Origin of the sequence: Nocardia sp. CDC153 (assembly GCF_035818515.1) — a bacterium.
Taxonomy (GTDB): domain Bacteria; phylum Actinomycetota; class Actinomycetes; order Mycobacteriales; family Mycobacteriaceae; genus Nocardia.
This window is the reverse complement of sequence record NZ_JAYKYU010000003.1, coordinates 724665-750476: the sequence shown is the minus strand read 5'-3', so window position 1 is coordinate 750476 and position 25812 is coordinate 724665. Positions and strand designations below refer to the sequence as shown.

Sequence of the window (25812 nt, the reverse complement as noted above, 5' to 3'; positions counted from 1 at the left end):
AATCGAGCCGGGCCCACCCGAATCAGGCTCCGGGCCGGTTGAATTCGCCGTCCTTGGCCCCCGCGACGAAGGCTTCCCACTCGCCCGGGGTGAAGATCAGAACGGGTCCGTCCGGATTGCGGGAATCGCGTAATCCGACGTTTCCACTGGCCAGAAAGGCGATCTCGACGCCGTCGGCCTCCTCGTCGCCACGCCGCCACACCGCATCGGCTTCGATTTCGCGGTTCTTCGCTTCCACTGTCGGCCTCCCCTGTGCGGCACCAGCGAGTACTGGTCGGTGATGTAGATCGCACTCATCATGCCAGTGTTTGTGAGGGGTTCGGATCGGATATTCCATCTTCTGTCAGCGGAAGGAGGTTTGTGGTGCGCACGCCATGGTCCCCGCAGCGGGCTGCTCCCATCTCCGACAGCTGTGAGATGGTTCCGGAGCGCTTCACTGTGGAACTGGCTCACAGCATTCTGCGGATTCACCGAAGTTGCCCGACCGACCAATGCGCCCGTCGCAAGGCCGCGGTGTTCTATCTCTACGAGCAGCATCAGCACGCCGGGAATGGGGCACGGCAGCGGCGATTGCGCTGAGCGCCGTGCGGCTCCCCGCCCGTCGGTGCGGGAGCCGCGCCACGGCCGGGTCGCGGACCAGCGCCGGGGGCGCGCTACTAACGTGGACCCCATGGCTTTGGACAGTGGGAGCGCGACCTCAGTAACCGGCGCGGTGGTGGCGCCGATCGCCAAGCGGGTGCCCAAGGAGCGCGTGCACCACGGGGACGTGTTCGTCGACGAGTACGAGTGGCTGCGGGACAAGGAGAATCCCGAGGTCATCGCGTACCTGGAGGCGGAGAACGCCTACACCGAGGCGCAGACCGCCAAGCTCGGCCCGCTGCGGGAGAAGATCTTCGAGGAGATCAAGGGCCGCACCCAGGAGACCGACCTGTCGCTGCCCACCCGCATGGGCGACTACTGGTACTACTCGCGCACCTTCGAGGGCAAACAGCACGGCGTGCACTGCCGCTGCCCGATCGCCGATCCCGACGACTGGACCCCGCCCAAGCTGGAGGCCGACGTCGAGATTCCGGGCGAGGAGATCGTCCTCGACTCCAATGAGCTGGCCCAGGGCCACGACTTCTTCGCCCTCGGCGCGTACTCCATCAGCCACGCGGGCGATCTGCTCGCCTACTCGGTGGACACCCTCGGCAATGAGCGCTACACGCTGCGCATCAAGGATCTGCGCACCGGCGAGCTGCTCGCCGACGAGATCCCGAACATCGCGCCGGGTGCGACCTGGTCGCTGGATGGCACCCACCTCTTCTATCAGACCCTCGACGAGTCCTGGCGGCCCGACAGCGTGTGGCGGCACCGCCTGGGCACCGAGCAGGCCGCGGATGTGCGCGTCTTCCACGAGGCGGACGAGAGCTTCTGGGTCAGCATCGGCGCGACCCGCTCGGAGAAGTTCTTGGTCATCATGACCGGTTCCAAGATCACCACGGAGAACTGGATCCTGGAGGCCGACAATCCGGAGGGCGAGTTCCGGGTGCTCATGCCGCGCCGCGAGGGCGTGGAGTACTCCGCCGAGCACGCGGTGATCGGCGGCGAGGACAAGCTGCTCATCCTGCACAACGATGTGGTGGACGGGGTGAAGGCGGTCAACTTCGTGCTCGCCGAGGCCCCGCTGTCGGATCCGACCCGGCAGCGCGTGCTGATTCCGCACCGCGACGACGTGCGCCTCGAGGACATCGACGCCTTCGCCGACAAGCTGGTGCTCAGCTACCGGCGCGAGGCGCTGCCGCGAGTCGCGGTGTGGCCGTTGACCTCCGAGGGCTACGGCGAGCTGCGCGACATCGACTTCGATTTGGCCCTGTTCTCGGCCGGGCTGAGTTCCAACCCGGAGTGGGAGCAGCCCATGCTGCGCATCGGGCTCACCTCCTTCATCACCCCCACCCAGGTCTTCGACTACGTGCCCGAGACCGGGGAGCTGCTGCTGCGCAAGGAGCAGGTGGTGCTGGGCGGCTACAACGCCGAGGACTATGTGCAGCAACGCGATTGGGCGGTGGCCGCCGACGGGACCCGGGTGCCGATCTCGCTGGTCGTGCGTCGGGACGCGGTGGCGGGCCCGAAGCCGTTGCTGCTCTACGGATACGGCTCCTACGAGGCCGCCATCGACCCGTACTTCTCGGTGGCGCGACTGTCGCTGCTGGATCGCGGCATGGTGTTCGCGGTGGCGCACGTGCGCGGCGGCGGCGAGATGGGTCGGCTCTGGTACGAGCACGGCAAGACCCTCACCAAGAAGAACACCTTCACCGACTTCGTTTCGGTCGCACAGCATTTGGTGGATTCCGGGGTGACCGCACCCGACCGCATGGTGGCCGACGGCGGCAGTGCGGGCGGGCTGCTCATGGGCGCGGTGGCCAATATGGCCCCGCAGCTGTTCGCGGGCATCCTGTCCAATGTGCCGTTCGTGGACCCGCTGACCTCCATCCTGGACCCCTCCCTGCCGCTCACCGTCACCGAATGGGACGAGTGGGGTAATCCCTTGGAGGACAAGGAAGTCTACGACTACATGAAGTCCTACTCGCCGTACGAGAACGTGACGGCGCAGGACTACCCGGCCATGCTGGCCATCACCGGCCTCAACGACACCCGGGTGCTGTACGTGGAACCGGCCAAGTGGGTGGCCAAGCTGCGCGCCACCAAGACCGGCCACCAGCAACTGCTGCTGAAGACCGAGATGAGCGCGGGCCACGGCGGCGTCAGCGGCCGCTACGAGAAGTGGAAGGAAGTGGCCTTCGAATTCGCCTGGGTCCTCGACACCGTCGGCCTGGCTGACAAATAGGAGGCAATCACGTAGCTACCATGTGAACCGACATCGGTGATCGCGCTCGGAGAGGGGCGGATTCATGGTCGGTCACGTGGTAGCCACGGGCGCGGGTCGGGCCATGATGGACCGGCGGGGCGATCCGCTGCACGAGTTCATTCTCGGTCTGACCGGGAAACCGAAGCCGCGAGTGCTGTTCCTGGGCACCGCGACCGGTGACAACCCGGACTACATCGTCAGTTTCTACGAGACCTACACCGCGGACCGCTGCGCGCCGTTCCACCTCCGATTGTTCTCTCGCAGCATTACCGACCTGCGCGAATTCATACTGAGCATGGACGTGATCCACGTCGGCGGCGGCAATACGGCCAACATGCTCGATGTCTGGCGACGCCAGGGCGTGGACGTGCTGCTGCGCGAAGCGTGGGAGAACGGCGCGGTCATGACCGGCGGCAGCGCCGGGGCGATCTGCTGGTTCCAGGGCGGCACCACCGACTCCTACGGCCCGACCCTGCAGATCCTGCCGGAGGGACTCGGCCTGCTGCAGGGCAGCTGCTGCCCGCACTACGACGCCGAGGATCAGCGCCAGCCGCTGTTTCACCGGGCCGTTCAAAAAGGTGAGCTACCACCGGGTTACGCCATCGACAATCTGGTGTCGCTGCACTTCCACGGTGCGGAACTGGTCGACGCGGTGTCCTCGCAGGCCGACGGCAAGGCGTGGCGGGTGGCGGCCGAGGGGGATCGGATCGTCGAAACCCCGATTCCAGTAAGGCATCTGGCAAGCGCCGCCGGTCCGGGGATCGGGCCGAGCGCATGATGATGGCCATCGAGGGCGCGATCGTCATTCTGGCGATCCTGCTCGGCGTGCGCACGGGTGGCGTCGGCATCGGCGCGTGGGGTCTGGTCGGATTGCTGGTGCTGGTCTTCGGATTCCATGTGAAGCCGGGCAACCCGCCCATCGACATCATTCTCATCGTCCTGCTGGTGGTGACGGCCGCCTCGGTGATGCAGACGGTCGGCGGCACCGACTGGATGGTCCGCCAGGCCACCCGGGTGATCATGAGCCGCCCGAAGGCCGTCGTATTCCTGGCCCCCGCAATGTCTTTCCTGTTCACGGTCGGGGCGGGCACCGGATTCATCTATTACGCCCTGCTGCCGGTGATCTACAGCGTTGCCTACAACCAAAAGCTGCGGCCCGAAAGACCGTTGGCGATGGCGGCGGTGGCCTCGCAGGCGGGGATTCTGGCCAGTCCGGTGTCGGCGGCCACGGCATCGCTGGCGGTCTTGCTGGAGCCGCACGGCTTCGCGCTCGGCAAGATTCTGCTGGTGATGTGGCCCGCCTGCATCGCGGGGCTGGTCGTGGCGGCGCTGGTGGAGACCCGGGTGGGCAAGGATCTGGCCGACGATCCGGAATTTCAGCGCCGACTGGCCGCCGGGGAGATCACCCCGCCCGAACCGGTCGACCTGATCTCGAAACTGCCTGCCCCGGCGCGCAATTCGGCCTTGATCTTCCTCGGCGGGGTGCTGCTGGTGGTGGCCATGGGCCTGATCTCCCAACTGCGCCCGGTGGTCGGCGGGGAGCGGCTGTCGGTGACCACCACCATCGAGTTGGTCATGGGGTTGGTGGCCGTCCTGATCTTCCTGATCTGCAAGGCGGATCCGGCGCAGGTGCCCAAGCAGTCCATCTTCGGGCCCGGCATCGTCGGCGCGGTCGCGGTCCTGGGTCTGGCCTGGCTGGCGAACACCTTCGTGGCCGAGAACCACAAGCAGATCGAACATTCGCTGGGACAGGCGGTCAGCGATCACAAGTGGTTGTTCGCGGTGGCGTTGGCGGTGGTCGCCATGCTGACGACCAGCCAGTCCAGTACGACGCAGGCCATCGTGCCCATCGGCATCGCGTTGGGGCTCTCGCCCGCGGTGATCACCGGCATGTGGCCTGCCTGCCAGGGCATGTACATCCTGCCCGCCAATGGTTCCCAGATCGCGACGGTCGCCATGGATCAGACGGGCAGCACCCGCATCGGCAGGTTCGTGTTGGATCACTCCTTCCAGGTGCCGAACACGCTTTTCATCCTGGTGGCCATCGCGGTCGGGCTGCCGCTGAGCGCGCTGGTCGGCTGACGCTGGGCGCGCGGGTCGGCTAACGCCGGCTCAGGCGCTCACGCAGCTCGCTGCTCGGGCCGTGTGATTTGACCTTCTCGTGATCCGGTGCGGCCCAATCGGGTTTCTTCAGACGTTCCACCACGATCGGGATGGCGCAGAAGAACACCGTGCCGCCCGCCACCAGCAGGATGTAGCTGGTCGGATTGCCGATCGGCAGTTGGTCGGGCGGCACGAACGCCGTCACCAGGGCGAAGGCCATGGCCAGGAAGCCGATTCCGGCGAAGCCCCACATGCCCGCGCGGCCGCCGGGAATCGCGAAGGGCCGCACCATATTCGGTTCGGTGTAGCGCAGCCGGATGGCGGCGGCGTACATGAACAGGTAGATGATGATGTAGATGCCGACGGCCATGGCCGTGATGAGGAAGAACGCGCTGCTCACATCGGTCATGAAGAAGTACGGCGCGCACAGCAGCGTGACCGCGACGCCCTGCACGAGCAGGATGTTCACCTGCACGCCGCGGGCGCTCACCTTCTGCAGGACCGGCGGCAGCATGCCGTCGTGCGCGGTCGCGAGCACACCGCGACTGGGACCGGTGACCCAGGCCAGGGTGCCCGCGAGCGCGCCGTAGGCGATCATGGCCGCCAGAATGAGCACCGGCCAGCCGATGTTCATCAGGGTGCCGAATCCCGAACGCATGGCGTCGAAAACACCCGAGTTCAAGTTGATCTCGTCGTAGGGCAGGATGCCCGCGATCGCCAGCGCGCCCAGGGTGAAGATGCCCGCCGAGGTCACCGCGGCAATGGCGATCGCCACCGGGTACTCCCGGCCCGGGTTCTTCAGTTCGGTGGCGTGCACCGCCTGGGACTCGATGCCGGTGAAGTTCTCCAGGATGTTTCCGAGGAAGGCGAGGGAGGACAGCCCGGCGATATAGGGCATGAAGCGCGGCCCGTCGTGGCCGTCGTGGTGGACGGTCACCGCCGGATCGGTGGTGTGCTGCCAGCCGATCGAGTGTCCGCCCAGCACCCACCACAGGAACAGCCCGACCAGGATCAGCCCGGGAATGGCGGTGCCCAGCACGAATCCGGCCTGGGTCACCTTGGCGGCGAACTGATTTCCGCGCAGCGCCACGGCCGTGCACAGCCAGTAGGCGAGGACGGAGAAGATGCCGACGTACCAATGATTCTGCGCCAGATCGGGTTTGTCGATGGCGAAGGCGACGCCCGCGGCCGCGAAACTCAGGCCGGTCGGATAGAACACCATGGCCTGCAACCAGGACAGGAAGATCGCCCAGAAGCCGACGCGCTTGCCGAACGCGCCGCTGATCCAGGCGTAGAGGCCACCGGCCTGTTTGCCGTAGGCGCTGCCGAGTTCGGCCGACACCAGCCCGGCGGGGATGAGGAACAGGATCACCGAGAACGCGATGTAGAAGAACATCGTCAGTTCTTCCTTGCCCATGGCGGGCAGCCCGCGCAGGCTGGTGACAATGGCGGCGGCGGTGGTGAAGCCGAGAGCTACGGTGCTGAGGTACTTCGTAGGTCCTGCAGCGGCTTTCGCCGGGGACGTGGTGGTACTCCCTGCGGCGGCCGAACTCTCGGCCGCGCTCACTTCTTGCCGCCCTTGGACTTTGCCGCCTTACCCGTGTTGGCCGTCTTACCGCTCACCTTGCCGTCCGCCTTCCCATTCGTGGCTGCTCTGCCTCCGGATGCCTTGGCCCGCACCGGTTTCGCCTGCGGGGTCGGTACCGCCGCGCGTGCGTTGTGCGGGAAGCCGCCCGCCTCCTCACGGGTGAGGGAGGTCTTCATCGGGTGCTTGCAGAGCACCTTCAGGCTGCGGTCCAGATCGGCGAGCAGCAGGTCGGCCATGTCGATGGTGAAGCCGTGGCGCAGCACCGCGCGCATGATGATCTCGTCGTCGCGGTCGGCGGGCAGCGGATAGGCGGCGATGAGCCAGCCGCGGGTGCGTAACCGGTCGGACAGGTCGTAGAGGTTGAAGTCCTCGCCCTTGGCCAGCTTCCACGAGACGGCGGTGATGCCCCGGCTCGGGTCGGCGTCGTGGATGAGCTCGAACCGCCCGGTCGCGGCGATGCCCTTGGCCAGATGCTGACTGGCGACATAGATGGCGGACTGCACATTTCGATACCCGGGACGGCCGAGCCGGATGAACTCGTAGTACTGGGTGACGGCCTGGCCGCCGGGCCGGGAGAAGTTCAGGTTGAAGGTGGGCATATTGCCGCCGAGGTAGTCCACATCGAAGATGAGATCCTCTGGCAGGTCGTCCTTGGTGCGCCAGATGGCCCAGCCCGCGCCGAGCGGGGCCAGCCCGGTCTTGTGGCCGGAGGCGTTGATCGACTTGACGCGGGGAAGCCGGAAATCCCAGCAGATTTCAGGGGCGGTGAAGGGCGCGAGGAACGCGCCGCTGGCCCCGTCGACGTGGATCGGAATGTCCAGGCCGGTCCTGGCCTCGAGGTCGTCGAGGGTCCTGCTGATGCCCTCGACGTCCTCGAAAAGTCCGGTGAAGGTCTGGCCGAAAGTCGGCACCACCATGATGGTGTTCTCGTCGCAGTAGGCCGCGACATCGTCCGGATGCATGGTGTAGCGGTCGCCGCGCAGCGGGATCTGGCGGATCTCCACATCGAAGTAGCGCGCGAACTTCTCCCAGCACACCTGGACCGGGCCGCACACGAAATTGGGGACGCCCTTGCCGCCCTTCTTGCGCCAGCGGAACTTGGCGGCCAGCCCGCCCAGCATGGCGGCCTCACTGGATCCGGTGGTGGAGGTGCCGAGGGTGCCCAGCGGGTCGGGGGAGTTCCACAGGTCGGCGAGCATGTGCACGCAGCGCTGCTCGAGTTCGGCGGTCTGCGGGTATTCGTCCTTGTCGACGATGTTCTTGTCGAGGCATTCGTTCATCAGCCGCCGGGCCTGGTCGTCGACCCAGGTGGTGCAGAAGGTCGCGAGGTTCATGCGGGAGACGCCGTCGAGCATCAGTTCGTCGTGCACGATCTGGTAGGCGACCTGCGGGAAGATCTCGCGGTCCGGAAAGCCCCGGTGCGGTGCGGCGCGCCTGATGCCGGGCGCGGTGAAGACGTCGTCGGGTTCCAAGGCGGTCATTCGGCCTCCGATCGAATGTCGGCAAGGGTTTGCCGAACTGATGGTAGCCACGGACCAATGATCGAAACTGGTTCTGCAAGCTACCGTTTCGTAATCAAGGGATAGTTGCTGAACGGTTACTATTCAGCCTTATGGACTATCAGCATGTCATAGAGCAGGTGATGTCCGCCACGAAGCCGCACATCGGGGAGGGTGCGGTCGCCGATTACATTCCCGGCCTGGCGAAGGTCGACCCCCACCAATTCGGCTTCGCCGTCGCGACCGTCGACGGGCAGCTGTTCACCGGCGGTGACGTGGATGTTCCCTTCGCCATCGAAAGCATTTCCAAGGCTTTCGCGCTTGCTCTGGTGCTGAGCCGCAAGGACTCCGATATCTGGAAACGGGTCCGGCGTGAACCGTCCGGCCTGGCCTTCAACGACCTGATCGAATTGCAATTGGAGAACGGGATTCCGCGCAATCCCTTCATCAACGCCGGGGCAATCGTGGTAGCCGATCAGCTGCTGGCCGATACCGGCGACGCCGTGAGCGCGCTGCGGGATCTGCTGCGCGCCGAGACCGGCAACCCGGCCCTCGAAGTGGACAGCGTCATCGCGGAATCCGAATTGCGCACCGGCGACCGCAACCGCGCCATCTCCTATCTGATGTCGAGCTTCGGAAACATGCGCAACCGGGTGGATCTCGCACTCGACCACTACTTCCGGCAGTGTTCGTTCAGCATCACCTGCGCCGAACTGGCCAAGGCGGGCCTGATCATCGCCCGGCACGGACTGCGCGCGGACGGCAGCCGACTGCTCGCCCGCGAGGACGCCCGCCACATCACGGCGCTCATGACCATGTGCGGAACCTACGACGGCGCAGGCGAATACGCGTACCGCATCGGACTGCCCACCAAGTCCGGTGTGGGCGGCGGGCTGCTGGCGGTGGTCCCCGATCAGTGCTCGGTGGCCGCCTGGGGCCCGGGACTGGACGCCAAGGGCAATTCCGCGTCCGGCGGGGTGGCCCTCGAGGCCTTCGCCCGGGCGGGCAAGTTCTCGGTGTTCTGACAGAAAGGGAACGGATGGCACACGCGGCGACCGACCCCGCCAAGACCCGAGCGGTCCAGGCGGCACCGGCGACCAAATACATCTCCTGGATCACCCTGGCGTTCATGACCACCAGTTCGGTGGCCAGCCTGCGGTCCTCGCCCACCATGGCGGTCTACGGTCTGGCCTGCGTGTTCCTCTACGTGCTGCCCGCCATCGTGTTCCTGCTGCCGACCGCGTTCGTGGCCGCCGAACTCGCCTCCGGCTGGACCGGCGGGGTCTACAAATGGGTGGGCGAGGGACTGTCGCAGCAGTTGGGCTTCCTGGCCGTGTGGTGCCAGTTCGCCATGACGATCTTCTACTACCCGACGCTGCTGGCGTATGTGGCGAGCACCTTCGCCTACATCATCGATCCGTCGTTGGCGGGCAACGGGCTGTACGTGGCCATCGTCATCATCACCATCTACTGGGTGGCCGTGTACATCTCCTCGCAGGGCACGAAAACCGTTGCGGGACTGTCGAGTATGGGCCTGGTGGTGGGCACGCTGATTCCGGGCGCGCTGCTGGTGATCCTGGGCCTGGTGTTCCTGGCGCAGGGCAATCCGTCGGCCGCGCCCATGGACTCCTCGCACCTGCTGCCCGCCTGGACCGGTCTGGCCAGCCTGGTGCTCATCGTCAACAACTTCATGTCCTACGCGGGCATGGAGATGAACGCCGTGCACGTGTCCTCGCTGCGGGATCCGGGCAAGCAGTACCCGAAGGCCATGCTGGTGGCGGTGCTGCTGGTGCTGGCCATCTTCATCATCCCGGCGGTGGTGATCAGCTGGGTGGTGCCCTCGGCGAACCTGAGCCTGACCGCGGGCGTCATGCAGGCCTTCGACGGGTTCTTCAACCACTTCGGCATCGGCTGGCTGACCCCGATCCTGGGCATCATGCTGGTGGCGGCGGCACTGGGCGGCATGCTCACCTGGCTGGCCGGACCGTCCAAGGGGCTGCTGCTGATCGGACGGCAGAACGGCTTTCTGCCGCCCATCCTCACCCGCGTGAACTCCCATGGGGTGCAACAGAACATGCTCATCGCGCAGGGCTTCGTCACCACCATCCTGGCCTGCCTCTACGCGTTCATCCCGAATGTGTCGAGCGCGTACTGGATTCTGTCGGTGATCACCACGCAGGTGTATCTGATCATGTACGTGCTGATGTTCGCGGCGGCGGTTCGGCTGCGGCGCAATCAACCCGACCATCCGCGCGGCTATCGCGCCCCGATCCTGGTCACGCTGTGCGTGGTCGGCACGGTGGCCTCCATCGCGGCGTTCGTCATCGGATTCGTGCCGCCCTCGCAGTACGCCAGCTCCAATCCGGTGGTGTACGTGCTCATCATCGCCGCGGGCATGGGCATTGTCGGACTGTTGATCCCCTACCTGTTCCTGCGCTTCCGCAAACCGGATTGGCAGGGCGAGGTTCCCGAGGAGGCGCTGGCATGACCTTCGTCGAGCGACCCGACCAGACCCGCAATCGGCGGCTGATCAATCTCGCGGTGGCGCTGGTGCTGGTGGCCGTCGCGGTCGCCGGGGTGATCGTGTTCCAGCAGACCCGCTCCGACGACGACGCGGCGCTGGCCAAGGCGCGCGAACTGCATTCGCGGCTCGAGCGGGCGGGGCTCAGCGCCCCGGACGCGCAGACCATCGCCGACTCGCTGGGCACCGACGGCGGGCTGGTGTGCCAGGACCCGTCCTCGCCGCTGATCAAGGCGCAGTACCTGGCGGCGATCAGCAATGGCGCGTCCGGGCCCGGCGCTCGACCGGTCATCGCCGACGGGGATGTGCTGAAGGGCACCGCGTTGGCCATCGAGACCTATTGCCCCGACAAGCTGGCTTCTTACCTGAAAGACACCGGCGACCTGAAGACTGGTGACACCGTCAAACCCGACGAGCAGAACAAGTGAACAGGGAGGACGACTTGACCAGTACGGTTGAGACCAAGGACGATTCGACCACCGCGGCCCTGCGCGCCGCGGTGCGCGAACTCATGCCGCGCGCCAAAAGCGATCTCGCGCAGCTCGTCTCGTTCAAATCCGTCTACGACGCCCGGCAGTTCCCGATCGAGGAATGCGAGCGGGCCGCGCACTGGGTCGCCGACGCCTTCGCGGCCGAGGGGCTCACCGACGTGGGCCTGCACAAGACACCCGACGGCAGCAATGCGGTGGTGGCGCGTAGCCAGACCCCGGCCGGGAAGCCGACCGTCATGCTCTACTGCCACTACGACGTGCAGCCGCCGCTCGACGACGCCGCCTGGCAGACCCCGGTCTGGCAGCTCACCGAGAAGAACGGTCGCTGGTACGGGCGCGGCGCGGCCGACTGCAAGGGCAATATCGTCATGCACCTGACCGCGCTGCGGGCGCTGCGCAAGGTCTACGGCGACGACTTCCCGGTCGGGCTGGTGCTGGTGTCGGAGGGCTCGGAGGAACAGGGCACCGGCGGTCTCGAGGAATTCGTGCCGGGCAATGCGGAGCTGCTGCGCGCCGACACCCTGCTGATCTGCGACTGCGGCAATTTCGCGGTCGGCGTGCCCACCTTCACGCAGACGCTGCGCGGCAATGTGAATGTGGTCGTGACCCTCGAAACCCTGTCCGGTCCCTTGCATTCCGGCATGTTCGGCGGCGCGGCCCCCGATGCCCTGGCCGCCATGATCCGGCTGCTCGGCACGCTGCGCGACGAGCACGGCAACACCACCGTGGACGGGCTGCGCGGTGACCAGGTGTGGGACGGACACGAGTACCCCGCCGACCAATTCCGTGCCGACGCCGATGTTCTCGACGGTGTCGAGCTGCTCGGCAGCGGCAAGGTGGCCGACATGCTCTGGGCCCGACCGGCTCTCACCGTGCTGGGCATGGACGTCCCGCCCGTGGTGGGTTCCTCGGCGGCCATCCAGCCCAAGACCCGGGCTCGGCTCAACCTGCGCATCCCGCCGGGCACCAAGCCGGACGAGGCGCTGAAAGCGCTGACCGCGCACCTGAAGTCGCGCACGCCGTGGAATGCCGAGCTGACCATCGAGACCGAGGCCACCGGCTCGCCGTTCGTCGGCAGCACCGACGGCCCCGCGCGCACCGCCATGGCGGCGGCCATGGCGGCCGCCTACGGTCGCCCCGCCACCACCGAGGGCCAGGGCGGCTCGATCCCGCTGTGCAATGTCTTCGCCGACACCTACCCCGACGCCGAGATCATGCTCATGGGCGTCGAGGAGCCCAAGTGCCTGATCCACGCGCCCAACGAGAGCGTGGACCCCACCGAGATCGAGAACATGGCCCTGGCCGAGGCCCTGTTCCTGGCCTCCTACCGCTAGCGCGGCGGCGGTAACCCCAGACTCGCGCCGCCGGGCGGTGTCCGCGCCTGCCCGGCGGCGCGGCGTCAATTCGATCAAGATCGCTTGATTTGAGGGCAATTCGATAGCAAACTCGACAGTCGGTAGTACGAAGACCACAGCACGCCCGGCGACCGCTAGGAGAGCTCGTGTCCGTCTATCTGTACCGGTGGGGCAGGTTCGCGTATCGGCGCAAGTGGATCGTGCTGCCTATCTGGCTGATTCTGTTCATGGTGCTCGGCGGTCTCGGGGCCAAGCTGCAAGAGCCGATGAGCAACTCCTTCGACATTCCGAACCTGCCGTCGGAGCGGGCCAACGAGATTCTCGACAAACACTTTCCGGGCATGTCCCAGGCGTTCAAATTCGACGCCGTCACCGGCGTCTACGTGATCGGAGCGCCCGCGGGTACCAGGCTCACCGATCCCGCGAACCGGGCGGTCGTCGACGGGCTGGTGCAGAAGCTCAACGACCTCGGCATCGTCGATCACACCAAACCCCTGGTCGATCCGATCGCCGCCACCGAACAGATGGGCTGTCTCACCGGTGACCGCGCCTCGCAGGACTTCGTGAGCCGTTGCAGCAACGCGCCATTGAACGTGCTCAATCGGACCGAGCCCGACACGGTGGCCGTGCTCAGCGTGCCGTTCACCATCAAGGACTTCGGCGCGATCACCGCCGACGACCGCAAGGCCGCCTACGACGTGGCCGATGACGCGCGCAATGCGGGTCTGACCGTCGAGATGTCCGGCACCATCGCGATGGAGCAGCAGCAGCCCAGCGGCAAATCCGAAATGGTGGGCATGGCCTTCGCCTTGGTGGTCATGGTGATCTCGTTCGGCGCGATCGTGGCGGCCTTCGTGCCGATCATCACCGCCATCGTTGGTCTGGGCGCGGCGACCTCGCTGATCTTCCTGGGCACGTCGGTGATGGAGGTGCCCAGCTTCACCACCTTCCTGGCGTCCATGATCGGCATCGCGCTGTCCATCGACTACGCGCTGTTCATCGTGTCCAGGTACAAACACGAACTGGCGGTGCAGGATTCGCCCGCCGAGGCGGCGGGCGTGGCGCTCGGCACCGCGGGCTCGGCGGTGGTGTTCGCCGGTCTGACCGTCATCATCGCGCTGGTCGGGCTGAGCATTGTCGGGGTGCGGTTCCTGACCTTCATGGGCCTGGGCGGCGCGGTCGCGGCCGGATTCGCCGTGCTTGTCGCGCTCACGCTCATGCCCGCGCTACTCGGCGCGTTCGGCCGATTCCTGTTCAAGCCCAAGCTGCCGCTCATCGCCCAGCACGATCCGGAGGATGACACTCAGGTCACCAATGGCATGCGGGTCGCGCGGCTGATCGGCCGGGTGCCGGTGCTCACCCTGATCCTGAGCATCGTGGTGCTGGGCCTGCTCGCCGGACCCGCGACCCATCTGCAGCTCGGTCTGCCGGGCGAGGACAGCCTGCCCAAGACGTCCACCGTGCGCAAGGCATACGAGCTGCGCACCAACGGCTTCGGCGAGGGCAGCAATGGCGTGCTGCAGATCGCGGTCGACCTGTCGAATGTCGCACCGGACCAGCGCGAGGGGGCGGTGACGGCATTGCGCGACAAGCTCGCCGGGTACCCGGACATGAACTACGTGACCAACCCGGTCTTCAGCCCGGACTCCGAAGGCGCTCGGTTCGAAGGCGTGCCCAAGACCGGGCCCAACAACCAGGACACCAAGGACCTCGTCCGCGATGCCCGCGATGCCGAGTCGCAGTTCAAGTCCCAATACGGCATGGAGTACGGAATCACCGGCACCACAGCCATTTACGCCGATATCGACCATGTCCTGCTCGGCAAGATCGTGCCCTATCTGGCCATTGTGGCCGGTGCCGCGTTCCTGCTGCTGATCGCCGTATTCCGGTCCATCCTGGTGCCTTTGACCGCGGCGCTGGGCTTCCTGCTGTCCATGGCGGCGACCTTCGGGGCGACGGTGGCGATCTTCCAGGACGGCAGGTTCGGCATCGTCGACGAACCCCGGCCGATCATCAGCTTCATGCCGATCATGTTGATCGGCTTGGTGTTCGGTCTCGCCATGGACTACCAGGTGTTCCTGGTGACCCGCATGCGCGAGGAGTACGTGCACGGCAAACCGCCGAAGGAGGCCATGATCTCCGGCTACCACCACGGCGCGCGCGTGGTCACCTCTGCGGCCATCATCATGATCTTCGTCTTCGGCTCCTTCATGATGGAGCCCGATATCAGCGCCAAGTCCATGGGCTTCGCCCTCGCGGCGGGCGTCTTCTTCGACGCCTTCCTGGTCCGCATGGTGCTCATCCCGTCGCTGCTGGTGCTGATGGGCAAGTGGGCCTGGTGGATTCCGGCCTGGCTGTCGAAGATCGTGCCCGATATCGATGTGGAGGGCGCCCGCCTGCGCGAGATCCAGCGGCGCGAGGCGGGCGCGGGCAAGGAAGACGCCCTGACGCATTGACGATCGCGCGCCGCGAAAAGCCTTGCGGGGCGCGCGATTGTCGACTGGTTATGACCGCCGTCAGAATTCGGCGTTGTCCTCCGGTTCGATGATCTTGAATTCGGTATTCGCCGGTCCCATTTCGTTCAAGCGACCGAAATAGATGCCCTGGGCTTCGGGAACGATGATGCCGTAGTGGATTGGGAAGGCGACTCGGGGATTTACCGCCCGCAGGTAATCCACGGCCTCACTGATCCGCATCCACGGGGCGACCGCGGGAATGGCGAGCACGCCCACCGGGGTTGGCGGTACCCAGAGGGAATCGCCGGGATGCACGAGTTGTGCGGGTTCGGTGGGGGTGCCTAGTTGGAAAACCGTGTTGTCGATGACCGGAAGGTCGGGATGAATGACCGCGTGCCGACCGCCACCGCCGGTTACTTGGACATCCCCGACTTTTAGGACATTTCCGGCATGGACGGCCTCCCATGGCTCGCCCCGCATGAGCGCGGTCTGCGGGTCCGACAGCAGCCTGGCCTGCGGATTCGCCTCGATCAGCGCGTCGATCCGGTTCGGGCAGATGTGATCGGGATGCTGATGGGTGACGGCAATGGCGTCCAATCCGGTGATGCCCTCGAAACCGTGCGAAAAGGTGCCGGGATCGAACAGGATCCGTGCGCCGTTCATCTCCACGAGAATGCAGGAATGTCCGAAATGGGCTATGCGCATACCCAACCGTAGCTCTGTCCAAGTCTGCGGCGCGGGACTCCGGCCGAGCTTGGAGGTTCCGCTGTGTCGGGGGCCACATGCGCCTTGCCCCGGCGCGTTGGCCGCGGGCCGCGCCAACTACGCTGAGCAGCGAATCAACCCGGCCGCCAGTAGGCCGGGTGCCGCCCCACCAGCTGAGGAGCAACGCGTGGCACGTGTCGTGGTCGAGGTGATGCCGAAGGCCGAGATCCTGGATCCGCAGGGACAGGCCATCGGCGGTGCGCTGGGGCGTCTCGGGTACCCGGGCGTTTCGGATGTGCGGCAGGGCAAGCGTTTCGAGCTCGAGGTGGACGACAGCGTGAGCGACGCCGATCTCGAGAAGATCGCCGAATCGCTGCTGGCCAATGTGGTCATCGAGGACTGGAAGGTCGTCCGGCTGTGAGCGCGCGCATCGGTGTCATCACCTTCCCGGGCACCCTCGACGATGTCGACGCCGCCCGCGCGGTGAAACTGGCCGGAGCCGAAGCCGTTTCGCTGTGGCACGCCGACGCCGACCTCGAGCAGGTCGACGCGGTGGTGGTCCCGGGCGGCTTCTCCTACGGCGACTACCTGCGCGCGGGGGCCATCGCCGCCATGGCTCCGGTCATGGGCTCGGTCATCAAGGCCGCCGAGGGCGGCATGCCGATCCTGGGCATTTGCAACGGTTTCCAGATTCTGTGCGAGGCGGGCCTGCTGCCGGGCGCGCTGACCCGCAACGAGGGCCTGCACTTCGTGTGCCGCGACCAGTGGCTGACCGTCGAGCAGACCGACACCGCCTGGACCTCGCGCTATGAGAAGGGCGCGCAGATCCTGGTGCCGGTCAAGAACGCCGAGGGCCGCTACCAGGCCTCCGACGCCGTGCTCGACGAGCTCGAGGGCGAGGGTCGCGTGGTGTTCCGCTACGCGGGCGGTAACCCCAATGGTTCGCAGCGCGAGATCGCGGGCATCACCTCGGCCAACCGCCGGGTCGTCGGCCTCATGCCGCATCCCGAGCACGCCACCGAGCCGCTCACCGGTCCCAGCGACGACGGCCTGGGCCTGTTCCTGTCCGTGCTGGACAGCCTGGTCACCGCGTAGCGGTAGATCCGGCACCGCCGCGTAGTTCGCCGAATCAGATCCCGTCGAGGATCTCGAAGTCGACGCCGCCCGCCCTGGCCAGCCAGGTCGGGCGGATCGCCTGGTTGCCCTCGAATCCGACCTCGCCCCACGGGGTTTCGATGATCGGCCGGTCCGCGAGCGCGCGCCGAATGTGCCGCACATCCAGCGATCCGGCCAGATCCGCCATGCCGCGCAGGGTGTGGATGGCCTCGTAGCTGGTATTGCTGAAATTGGTCAGCGTGGGCGCGAACCAGCCGTGCAGCTTGTGATACCGGTCCAGCCGCTCCCGGTCGTGCGGACCGTTGACGAAGAATCCGGACGGCACGAACAGATTGTGGTTGGCCCCGCCGCCCGCCGCGAGCAGCACGTTCTCGTCCACCGCCGGACTCACCCGCACCTGCTGATCCGAGCGCCCGGTGCGTGAGAACTGCAGGTTGAAGCGCGCGACGTCCGCGCCGACCAGCAGCACGATGATGCCGTCGGCCGAGTCCAGGCGCGGGTCGTCGAGAAACGGGCGGAAATCGCGAGTGTTCATGGGTACGAACATCTCCAGCGCGATCGCCTCGGGATCGGCCAGCGCCGCGCGCACGGCCTGCGCGGTCCGCCGCGGCCACACGTAATCGTTGCCGATGATCGCCCACCGGGTGGCCTCGAAGGACCGGTGCAGCCAGTCCAGGGCGGGCACGATCTGGTGCTTCGGGTCCGCCCCGATCATGAACAGCCCGTCCGGCGCGTGGTCCAGACCCTCGTGGTCGGTGGCGAACAAATACGGCACCCGACCGCCCGTGACCTGCTCGACCGCCCGCCGCACCGCCGAGGTGTGCCAGCCCGTCACCGCGTGCACCATGCCCGTGGCCACCAGCGCCGCGACTTCCCCGGCCACCACGTTCGGTTCCCGGCCGCCGTCAATGTGGGTGACGCGCAATTCTCTTCCCAGAATTCCCGAACCCGAGTTGATTTCTTCCAACGCCAGAGAAATGGCCGCCTCGCAGGAGGGTGCGAAGATACCGCCGGGACCCTGTTGCGGAACTATGTTGATGATCTCGATGGTGTTCTCGGGATTCCCGTCGAACGGGGACATGGGCTAACCTTCCCCTCGTTCAAGCGGTTTTCTGACGGGCGGGAAATATGGCGACAATTCTAGGTGGATTTTCCACCTTGCATGGAGCCCTCCGAGCGGCCGAGCGGAGTTGGCTTCGTCACCTGGACGCCGCGCTGTGTGCCAGGCGACTGACCGCAGACCAGTGGTGCATGCTCACCAATCTGTCCGCTGACGTCGGCATCACCATGAGCGAGCTGGCCGCCCGGGCCCAGCTGCCGCCGTCCTCGGCGACCCGCCACGCCGACCATCTGGCCGAGCGCGGGCTCATCTTCCGGGTGGCCGCCGCCGACGATCGCCGCCGCATTCTCATCGGCCTCAGCCGTCGCGGCGAGGAGCTCGTCGAGGAGGTGCGGGCCGAGGAAGTGCGTGCCGAGGCCCAAATGCGCCGCAGTCTCGGAAGCGACGACTATTTGGAACTGGTGCGCTTGCTGGGCCGCATCGCCGAAGTGCCGGTCCCGGAGTAACACACCGGCGCCGCTCAGGGAGACCTGATCAGCGGAAACTGAATAACGGTTGCTTAGGATCGACGGCATGCCAGTTGTCGAGACCACCGCGACCGCCGCCGGACTGTGTGAATTCATCGATGCCTCCCCGTCGCCGTTCCACGTCTGCCGCACTGTCGCAGCGGAACTCGACGATCACGGTTTCACCAGACTTTCCGAGGCCGCGCCGTGGCCGTCCAGCAGCGCGGGCCGGTACTACGTGGTGCGCGGCGGTTCGCTGGTCGCCTGGGCCGACGGCGGGGCGGGTACGCCCTCCGCCTTCCGCGGCGGGCAGGCCACGCCCTTCCGGGTGGTGGGGGCGCACACCGACAGCCCGAATCTGCGGGTGAAGCAGCATCCGGACCTGGCCGCGGCGGGCTGGCAGCTGGTGGGGCTGGAACCCTACGGCGGGGCCTGGCTGAACTCGTGGCTGGACCGGGACCTCGGCATTTCCGGACGGATCTCGCTGCGCGACGGAAACGTGGTGCGGGAGCGGCTGATTCGCATCGACGAACCGATCCTGCGGGTGCCGCAGCTGGCCATCCACCTGTCCGAGGATCGGCGCGGGGTGCAATTGGATCCACAGCGGCACGTGAACGCGGTGTGGGGGATCGGCGGCGAGCCGCGCTCGTTCCTGGCCTTCCTGGCCGAACGCTCCGGCATCGAACCGGACGCGGTGCTGGGCTGGGAGCTGATGACCCATGATCTGGTGCCGTCCAAGCTGATCGGGCGCGATCTGGATCTGATCAGCGCGCCCCGGCTCGACAATCAGGGCACCTGCTATGCCGGGCTGCGCGCCTTCCTGGCGGCCATCGCCGAACCCGGTGCGGCGGTGCCGGTGCTGGCCATGTTCGACCACGAGGAGGTCGGCAGCCAGTCCGATCGGGGCGCCCAATCCGGGCTGCTGCCCACGGTTTTGGAGCGCATCGTGCTGACCCGCGGCGGCGGGCGCGCCGAATACCTGGCGGCGCTGGCGGGTTCGATCTGCGCGTCGGGTGACATGGCCCATGCGACGCATCCGAATTACCCGGAGCGCCACGAGCCCTCGCATCGCATCGAGGTGAACGGCGGGCCGGTGCTCAAGGTCAATCAGAATCTGCGCTACGCCACAGATGCCACCGGCGCGGGCGCGTTCGCGTTGGCCGCCGCCCAGGCCGAGGTGCCGCTGCAGCGCTACGTCCACCGCGCCGATCTGCCGTGCGGTTCCACCATCGGCCCGATGACCGCGGCCCGCACCGGCATGCCGACCGTGGATGTCGGCGCGGCCCAGCTGGCCATGCACTCGGCGCGCGAAATGATGGGCGCGGCAGACGTTCCCGCCTACGCCGCGGCCCTGGCCGCCTTCCTGACGCCCGAGGCGACCCGCTAGGCGTCGGCCTTCTCGACAGCGGTCGGCGTCGGCCGGTAGGTGAGCGCGGCGACGATGAAGACCGCGAAAGTGAAGAGCACGTAGCTGTTTCCGAGGAGCTGCTGCCACCAGTTCCAGGTGAGCTCGCGGTCGGCGTTGTGGGGGAGCAGCCACATCGGGCCGACGGCGAACATGACCACGGCCAGTCCGACCGCGCCCAGGAACCACGGGTTGCGGCGGCCGCGGGCGATGGCGTCGGCGGCCACCAGCAGCGCGGGCGCGATCCACACCCAGTGGTGCGACCAGGAGACCGGGGAAACCAGCAGTACCGCAGCGGCATTCACCATCAGCGCGGCCACCGTCGCGTCCGCGTCCAGCAGGCGCTTCATCCACACCGCGGCCAGGGCCACGGCGGCCGCCGACAGCAGCAGCCACAGCAGCGTCGCGACCGAGGTGGAGTAGCCGAGCCGGAAGACGAAACCCTTGATGGACTGATTGCCCGCGTACCAGGGCGGCCCGATGCGGCCGGTGTCGGCCAGCGTGTGGAACCAGTACTGCGGCGAATCGTGCGGGAACAGCGCCCAACCCACCGCCACCGCGCCGATGGTGGAGGCGACCACCGTGATCGCGCCCTTCCAGTCCTTGCGCAGCAGGAAATACAGGAGATACCCGCCGGGGGTCAGCTTCACCGACACCGCGATGCCGATCAGCATGCCGCGCGGCCAGAACGTCTTGCGCGCCAAGACATCCAGCGCCACCGCAGCCATCAGCACCAGATTGATCTGCCCGAACCCGTAGGTCTCGCGAATCGGCTCCAGCAGCTGGGTCAGCGCCACCGCGCCGATGACCAGCGCGAGCCGGGTCGGCCGGGCCAGGCTCGGCCGCAGCCGATCCAGCACCACCCACAGCGTCACCCCGAGCGAGGCGACCGACACCGCCAGCACCGCCCATTCGGCGACGGCCAGCGGCATGAGCGCCAAGGGCGCGAAGAACAGCGCGGCCAACGGCGGATACGTGAACGGCAGCCCGATCCCGTAGACCGCGGGCATCGGCCCGTACAGATCCTTGCCGTCCAACCAGGCGCGGGCGCCATTGCGATACACCCGTAGATCGATGTACCCGTGCCACTTGGTCAGATAGCTGACCACCGCCGACACCGCGAACAGGGCGACCGCCAGCAACAGCAGTTGCCGTTGCCGTGTAGTCAGCCCGCGCGCATTGGTCATAGGTTTCTCGGTCGGATCCGCGACCCCGGATCGATCGTTCACCGCCACAGGGTAGCGGGTGACCGGGCTCCGGTCGGCCAGCGGCATGAGGCCCGGAAGTGCCCAATATCACGCAACCGGCGAGCCGGGGTTCGTATGCCGAGGTGACGACTGATTTCGTGCCGATCGGGGTAACTCACCGGGTACGGCCAAAATCGGTGTGGCGCTAATCCGCAGGCACGGGTGCATAAATGGCGACGGATCTCAGTCGGCCGCTGAAGTCCCGGGGAGGCGGGCGGGCTGAAATCGCTGGGAATTAGACTCGCGATCGTATATCTCGCCGACATCCAGCAACGCGGGCGATCGCTTGTGACCTGCCCGGCCGAAAGGACTCTGGTATTCCCGTGACCAGCCACGTCGATACCGTCAGCAACGCCGCGGCCACCTCGGACCACCCGCAGCCCTACAAGGAACTCGGCCTCAAGGACGACGAGTACGCGCGGATCAAGGAGATCCTGGGCCGCCGACCCACCGACGCCGAACTGGCCATGTACTCGGTGATGTGGTCGGAGCACTGCTCCTACAAGTCCTCCAAGGTGCACCTGCGCTACTTCGGTGAGACCACCACCGAGGAGATGAAGAAGTCCATGCTCGCGGGCATCGGCGAGAACGCGGGCGTGGTCGACATCGGCGACGGCTGGGCCGTCACCTTCAAGGTCGAATCGCACAATCACCCCTCGTATGTGGAGCCCTACCAGGGCGCGGCCACCGGTGTCGGCGGCATCGTGCGCGACATCATGGCCATGGGCGCGCGCCCGATCGCGGTCATGGACCAGCTGCGCTTCGGCGCGGCCGACCACCCGGACACCCGGCGCGTGGTCGACGGTGTGGTGCGCGGCGTCGGCGGTTACGGCAATTCGCTGGGCCTGCCGAACGTCGGCGGCGAGACCGTGTTCGACCCGTCCTACCAGGGCAATCCGCTCGTGAACGCGCTGTGCGCGGGCGTCATGCGGGTCGAGGACCTGCACCTGGCCTTCGCCTCCGGCCAGGGCAACAAGATCATTCTGTTCGGCGCGCGCACCGGCCTCGACGGCATCGGCGGCGTGTCCGTGCTGGCCTCGGACACCTTCTCCGGCGACGAATCCGGTTCCGGCCGTAAGAAGCTCCCGAGCGTCCAGGTCGGCGACCCGTTCGCCGAGAAGGTGCTCATCGAGTGCTGTCTCGAGCTGTACCACGCCGGACTGGTGGTGGGCATTCAGGACCTCGGCGGCGCCGGACTGTCCTGCGCCACTTCCGAACTCGCGGCCGCGGGCGACGGCGGCATGCGCATCGACCTGGACCGGGTGCCGCTGCGCGCCGCCAATATGACTCCCGCCGAGATCCTTTCGAGCGAGTCGCAGGAGCGCATGTGCGCGGTCGTCACCCCCGACAATGTGGACGCCTTCATGGCCGTCTGCCAGAAGTGGGATGTCACCGCCACCGTCATCGGCGAGGTCACCGACGGTGACCGCCTGGTCATCACCTGGCACGACGAGGTGGTGGTGGACGTGCCGCCGCGCACCGTCGCCCACCAGGGCCCGGTCTACGAGCGCCCGGTGGCGCGCCCCGCGGATCAGGATGCGCTGAACGCGGATTCGGCCGCGCGCCTCGAGCGTCCCAAGACCGGCGACGAACTGCGCGACACCCTGCTGAAGATGCTGGCCAGCCCGCAGCTGTGCTCCCGCAAGTGGATTACCGAGCAGTACGACCGCTACGTGCGCGGCAATACCGTGCTGGCCGAGAACGCCGACGCCGGTGTCATCCGTATCGACGAGGAGACCGGTCGCGGCATCGCGCTGGCCACCGACGCCTCGGGCCGCTACACCAAGCTGGACCCCTACACCGGCGCGCAGCTGGCGCTGGCGGAGGCCTTCCGCAATGTCGCGGTCACCGGCGCCACCCCGAAGGCCGTCACCAACTGCCTGAACTTCGGTTCGCCGGAGGATCCGGGCGTCATGTGGCAGTTCCAGCAGGCCGTGCGCGGTCTCGCGGACGGCTGTGCGGCGCTGGGCATTCCGGTCACCGGCGGCAATGTGTCCTTCTACAACCAGACCGGCCAGACCGCCATCCTGCCCACCCCCGTGGTCGGCGTGCTGGGCGTGATCGACGATGTGCACCGCCGCATCCCGACCGGCCTGGGCACCGAGCCCGGCGAGACCCTCATCCTGCTCGGCGAGACCCGCGACGAACTCGACGGCTCCATCTGGGCGCAGGTCGAGCACGACCACCTCGGCGGCCTGCCGCCCAAGGTCGACTTCGCCCGCGAGCAGCTGCTGTCGGAGATCCTGGTCTCGGGTTCGCGCGACGGCATGATCTCCGCCGCCCACGACATCTCCGAGGGCGGCCTGATCCAGACCGTCGTGGAGGCCGCGCTGGCCGGTGAAACCGCCTGCCGCATCATCCTTCCCGAGGGCGCGGACCCGTTCGTCACCCTGTTCTCCGAGTCGGCGGGCCGCGTGCTGGTGGCCGTGCCGCGCTCGGAGGAGACCCGCTTCACCAAGATGTGCGATGCCCGCGGCCTGCCGTGGGCGCGCATCGGCGTGGTCGACGACGGCTCGGACTCGGTCGAGGTGCAGGGCCAGTTCAGCGTGAAGCTGGACGATCTGCGCGCCGCCCACGAGGGCACGCTGCCCGCGCTGTTCGGGGCCTTCGAGCACTGATCTCGCGCGGCACCGATCCCCTCCGGCACTGAACCTTTCGGGGTGGCGTGCCGTGGACATACCGAGAGCCCGCCGGTTCCCCTCGTTCCGGCGGGCTCTCGTCGTCTCCGCGTGCGCGGGACAGCTCAGTTGATCTTGAACGGGTCGTGCTCGGCCATCAGCTTTTCCATGCGGGCCTCGTCGATGCGGCTGTGCACCTTCGAGGACTCGTGTTGATCGCGAATCACTTTCGCGAGGGTGAAGGTGCTGCTCACCAGGAACAGCATTGCCATCAGCAGGAATCCGCGCTGCCAGATGTCCAGGGGCAGGTAGGCGATGCCGATGATCAAGGCGCAGAAGCTGATTCCGAAGGCGATCGTGGCCTGAGCCAGAAACGCGGTGGTGCTCTTGGTCTGTGCGCTCGGTGTGCTCATGGTCTGTGAGTCTGTCCGCGCTCATGATTGTTCGACCGAGTACAACTACTCGAGTGACGTGGGTAGATACTTGACGGGTGCTGGACACCGCCGACGCCCTGACACGGCTGCGCTCCCGCGGCACCGTGCTCTACGCGCGCGGCGCGGTGGCGTATCGGAAGCTGTTCCGGCGCGGCCGGGGTCGCAAGGTCGCGATGTTCGCGCGCCGGGTCGAGGACGTCATCGATCTCAATCACACCGGCCTGGTGGTGGCGACCATCTTCTTCGCCTGGTCGGTGACGCCGTCGCTGGTTCCGCGTGACTGGCTGTTCCAGGGTCTGATCTCCGGCATCAACGCCGCCATCGGCTACGGCGTGGGCTGTGTGCTGCAGTGGTTGTTCCGCAAGTGGATTCGGCCGCGCGTCAAACTCGAGACGCCGTCCGAAGGGGTGCGGTACCTGGTCAAGGTCGTGGTGGTGATCGCCTGCGTGCTGGTGGCGGCCCGCATGCTGGTGCTGTCGGCCGACTGGCAGCGCGAGATCACCACGCTCATGGGCATGGAGGGCACCACCCGCGCCGCGTATTTGCGTACGGGCGGGCTGAGTTTCGCGGTCGGCGCACTGGTCGTCGCGGTGTACCGGACCCTGCGGACGGCGGTGCGTCTGCTGGCCCGGCTGCTCAGCCGCTGGGTGCGGGTGCCGCCCACCCTCGCACCCGCCACGGGGGCCCTGCTACTGACCGTGCTCATCGTGACGCTGTTCAACGGTGTCGCCACCCGCGCCTTCTTCGCCGTCGCCAACTCGGCGTTCAGTGTGCGCAACGACAAGGTGACCCAGTACGCCGTGCAGCCCACCAAGCCCGAACGCTCGGGCAGCCCGGCGTCGCTGGCGAAATGGGAGACCCTCGGCTCGGAGGGGCGCTGGTTCGTCTCGCACGGGCCCGACCCCATGCTGATCAGCGCCGCCACCGGAAAGCCCGCGCGCGAACCGATCCGGGTGTACGTGGGACTGCAGTCGGCGACCAAGGACCTCACCGAGGAGGACCTGGCCGTCGCCGAACTCGAGCGCACCGGGGCCTTCGACCGCAAGGTGCTGGTGCTGGCCACCACCACCGGCACCGGCTGGGTGAACGGGGAGGCCGCGGCGGCCATCGAATACATGTGGGGCGGCGACACCGCCATCGTGGCCTCGCAGTACTCGTATCTGCCCAGCGTGCTGTCGTTTCTGGCCGACCGGCAGAAGGTGGCGGTCAACGGCCGCACGATGTTCGACGCGGTCTACCGGCATTGGTCGCAGCGGCCGCCGGACCACCGCCCGAAACTGCTGGTGTACGGGGAGTCGCTGGGCTCGCAGGGCTCCGAATCGGCCTTCGACGGCCTGGCCGACCTGCGCTCCAAGGTGGACGGGGCGCTGTGGGTGGGCCCGCCCAACTCGAATCGGCTGTGGCAGCAGTTCGTTCAGCGCCGCGATGCGGGGACCCGCGAGGTGGATCCCATCTACGCCGACGGCCTGGTGGTCCGATTCGCCGCCACCGCGGCCGATTTGAACCGGCCCTCCCCGGATTGGCGCAAGCCGCGCATCGCCTACCTGCAGCATCCCTCGGACCCCATTGTCTGGTGGTCGTCGGATCTCATCTTCTCCCAACCGGATTGGCTGTCCGAACCCCGCGGCGCGGACGTCTCCCCGCAGATGCGCTGGTGGCCCTTCGTCACCTTCTGGCAGGTGGTCGCCGATCTGACCAATGCCCAGGGCGTCAGCGACGGCCACGGCCACCGCTACGGCTCCCTGGTGCTCGACGGCTGGGCCGCCATCGCCGCCCCGCCCGACTGGGATCAGGACGAGGCCGAACGCATTCGCACCCAAATCGAACTCGCCGAAGCCTACGAACGCGCGGTGAAGTAGC

The 25812-nt window shown here is 67.2% G+C and carries 22 protein-coding genes; 15 read left to right on the top strand and 7 right to left on the bottom strand.

Annotated elements, in window-relative coordinates; genetic code table 11:
* Window positions 1-22: 22 nt before the first annotated feature.
* Window positions 23-238, bottom strand: a complete 216-nt coding sequence (locus VMT65_RS20015; protein ID WP_442790269.1) for a DUF397 domain-containing protein — start codon at window positions 236-238, stop codon at window positions 23-25.
* Window positions 239-363: 125 nt separating this feature from the next.
* Between VMT65_RS20015 and VMT65_RS20010 the strand changes: the two genes are divergently transcribed.
* The 4 genes from VMT65_RS20010 (at window position 364) to VMT65_RS19995 (ending at window position 4930) form a co-directional block, all read left to right on the top strand.
* On the top strand, window positions 364-579 hold the full coding sequence (locus tag VMT65_RS20010) for a hypothetical protein (RefSeq protein WP_326309829.1): 216 nt from the start codon (window positions 364-366) through the stop codon (window positions 577-579).
* A 91-nt stretch (window positions 580-670) separates the two neighbouring features.
* Complete coding sequence (locus tag VMT65_RS20005; RefSeq protein ID WP_326309828.1) at window positions 671-2827, top strand: S9 family peptidase; 2157 nt, start codon at window positions 671-673, stop codon at window positions 2825-2827.
* 64 nt (window positions 2828-2891) lie between these two features.
* A complete protein-coding gene (locus VMT65_RS20000; RefSeq protein ID WP_326309827.1) occupies window positions 2892-3626 on the top strand; it encodes a peptidase E in 735 nt (244 codons plus the stop codon).
* Entirely contained in the window at window positions 3623-4930 is a 1308-nt protein-coding gene (locus tag VMT65_RS19995) for an anaerobic C4-dicarboxylate transporter family protein (RefSeq protein WP_326309826.1), read from the top strand. The genes VMT65_RS20000 and VMT65_RS19995 overlap by 4 nt, the downstream gene beginning before the upstream one ends.
* A 19-nt stretch (window positions 4931-4949) precedes the next feature.
* Here VMT65_RS19995 and VMT65_RS19990 read toward each other — a convergent pair whose 3' ends face one another.
* Together VMT65_RS19990 and VMT65_RS19985 are read right to left on the bottom strand one after the other, a co-directional pair.
* Window positions 4950-6518 carry an APC family permease gene (locus VMT65_RS19990; RefSeq protein WP_326309825.1) on the bottom strand — a complete coding sequence of 523 codons (1569 nt, stop codon included), beginning with the start codon at window positions 6516-6518 and terminating at the stop codon, window positions 4950-4952.
* Window positions 6515-8020 (bottom strand): glutamate decarboxylase, encoded by a 1506-nt coding sequence (locus tag VMT65_RS19985; protein ID WP_326309824.1) that lies wholly within the window; start codon window positions 8018-8020, stop codon window positions 6515-6517. The genes VMT65_RS19990 and VMT65_RS19985 overlap by 4 nt, the downstream gene beginning before the upstream one ends.
* 131 nt (window positions 8021-8151) lie before the next feature.
* Between VMT65_RS19985 and VMT65_RS19980 the strand changes: the two genes are divergently transcribed.
* From VMT65_RS19980 to VMT65_RS19960, 5 genes are all read left to right on the top strand, one after another.
* Complete coding sequence (locus tag VMT65_RS19980) at window positions 8152-9063, top strand: glutaminase (protein WP_326309823.1); 912 nt, start codon at window positions 8152-8154, stop codon at window positions 9061-9063.
* Between the two features lie 14 nt (window positions 9064-9077).
* On the top strand, window positions 9078-10526 hold the full coding sequence (locus VMT65_RS19975; protein WP_326309822.1) for an APC family permease: 1449 nt from the start codon (window positions 9078-9080) through the stop codon (window positions 10524-10526).
* A complete protein-coding gene (locus VMT65_RS19970; protein ID WP_326309821.1) occupies window positions 10523-10987 on the top strand; it encodes a hypothetical protein in 465 nt (154 codons plus the stop codon). The genes VMT65_RS19975 and VMT65_RS19970 overlap by 4 nt, the downstream gene beginning before the upstream one ends.
* Window positions 10988-11001: 14 nt before the next feature.
* Entirely contained in the window at window positions 11002-12384 is a 1383-nt protein-coding gene (locus tag VMT65_RS19965; RefSeq protein ID WP_326309820.1) for a dipeptidase, read from the top strand.
* A 167-nt stretch (window positions 12385-12551) separates the two neighbouring features.
* Window positions 12552-14861: an MMPL family transporter gene (locus tag VMT65_RS19960; protein WP_326309819.1), complete on the top strand. Its 2310-nt coding sequence runs from the start codon at window positions 12552-12554 to the stop codon at window positions 14859-14861.
* A 60-nt stretch (window positions 14862-14921) separates the two neighbouring features.
* Here the strand turns inward: VMT65_RS19960 and VMT65_RS19955 are convergent, their stop codons facing one another.
* Window positions 14922-15566, bottom strand: a complete 645-nt coding sequence (locus VMT65_RS19955) for an MBL fold metallo-hydrolase (protein ID WP_326309818.1) — start codon at window positions 15564-15566, stop codon at window positions 14922-14924.
* A 187-nt stretch (window positions 15567-15753) separates the two neighbouring features.
* Between VMT65_RS19955 and purS the strand changes: the two genes are divergently transcribed.
* Together purS and purQ are read left to right on the top strand one after the other, a co-directional pair.
* Window positions 15754-15987 carry a phosphoribosylformylglycinamidine synthase subunit PurS gene (purS, locus tag VMT65_RS19950; protein ID WP_326309817.1) on the top strand — a complete coding sequence of 78 codons (234 nt, stop codon included), beginning with the start codon at window positions 15754-15756 and terminating at the stop codon, window positions 15985-15987.
* The gene (purQ, locus tag VMT65_RS19945; RefSeq protein ID WP_326309816.1) at window positions 15984-16661 is read left to right on the top strand and encodes a phosphoribosylformylglycinamidine synthase subunit PurQ; all 678 of its coding nucleotides are present in this window, start codon (window positions 15984-15986) and stop codon (window positions 16659-16661) included. The genes purS and purQ overlap by 4 nt, the downstream gene beginning before the upstream one ends.
* 34 nt (window positions 16662-16695) lie before the next feature.
* Here the strand turns inward: purQ and VMT65_RS19940 are convergent, their stop codons facing one another.
* The gene (locus tag VMT65_RS19940; protein WP_326309815.1) at window positions 16696-17763 is read right to left on the bottom strand and encodes a substrate-binding domain-containing protein; all 1068 of its coding nucleotides are present in this window, start codon (window positions 17761-17763) and stop codon (window positions 16696-16698) included.
* A gap of 47 nt (window positions 17764-17810) precedes the next feature.
* Between VMT65_RS19940 and VMT65_RS19935 the strand changes: the two genes are divergently transcribed.
* Together VMT65_RS19935 and VMT65_RS19930 are read left to right on the top strand one after the other, a co-directional pair.
* A complete protein-coding gene (locus VMT65_RS19935; RefSeq protein WP_326309814.1) occupies window positions 17811-18248 on the top strand; it encodes a MarR family winged helix-turn-helix transcriptional regulator in 438 nt (145 codons plus the stop codon).
* 67 nt (window positions 18249-18315) lie between these two features.
* The gene (locus VMT65_RS19930; RefSeq protein WP_326309813.1) at window positions 18316-19635 is read left to right on the top strand and encodes a M18 family aminopeptidase; all 1320 of its coding nucleotides are present in this window, start codon (window positions 18316-18318) and stop codon (window positions 19633-19635) included.
* On the opposite strand, the gene VMT65_RS19925 is transcribed toward VMT65_RS19930, so the two are convergent.
* Entirely contained in the window at window positions 19632-20882 is a 1251-nt protein-coding gene (locus VMT65_RS19925) for a glycosyltransferase 87 family protein (RefSeq protein ID WP_326309812.1), read from the bottom strand. The two genes, VMT65_RS19930 and VMT65_RS19925, sit on opposite strands and share 4 nt — an antisense overlap.
* Window positions 20883-21223: 341 nt before the next feature.
* On the opposite strand from VMT65_RS19925, the gene purL reads away from it, so the two are divergent.
* Entirely contained in the window at window positions 21224-23518 is a 2295-nt protein-coding gene (gene purL / locus VMT65_RS19920) for a phosphoribosylformylglycinamidine synthase subunit PurL (protein ID WP_326309811.1), read from the top strand.
* A 125-nt stretch (window positions 23519-23643) separates the two neighbouring features.
* Here the strand turns inward: purL and VMT65_RS19915 are convergent, their stop codons facing one another.
* Window positions 23644-23931: a YiaA/YiaB family inner membrane protein gene (locus tag VMT65_RS19915; protein WP_326309810.1), complete on the bottom strand. Its 288-nt coding sequence runs from the start codon at window positions 23929-23931 to the stop codon at window positions 23644-23646.
* A gap of 77 nt (window positions 23932-24008) precedes the next feature.
* Between VMT65_RS19915 and VMT65_RS19910 the strand changes: the two genes are divergently transcribed.
* Window positions 24009-25811: an alpha/beta hydrolase gene (locus VMT65_RS19910; protein ID WP_326309809.1), complete on the top strand. Its 1803-nt coding sequence runs from the start codon at window positions 24009-24011 to the stop codon at window positions 25809-25811.
* The last annotated feature ends 1 nt before the right edge of the window (window position 25812 follow it).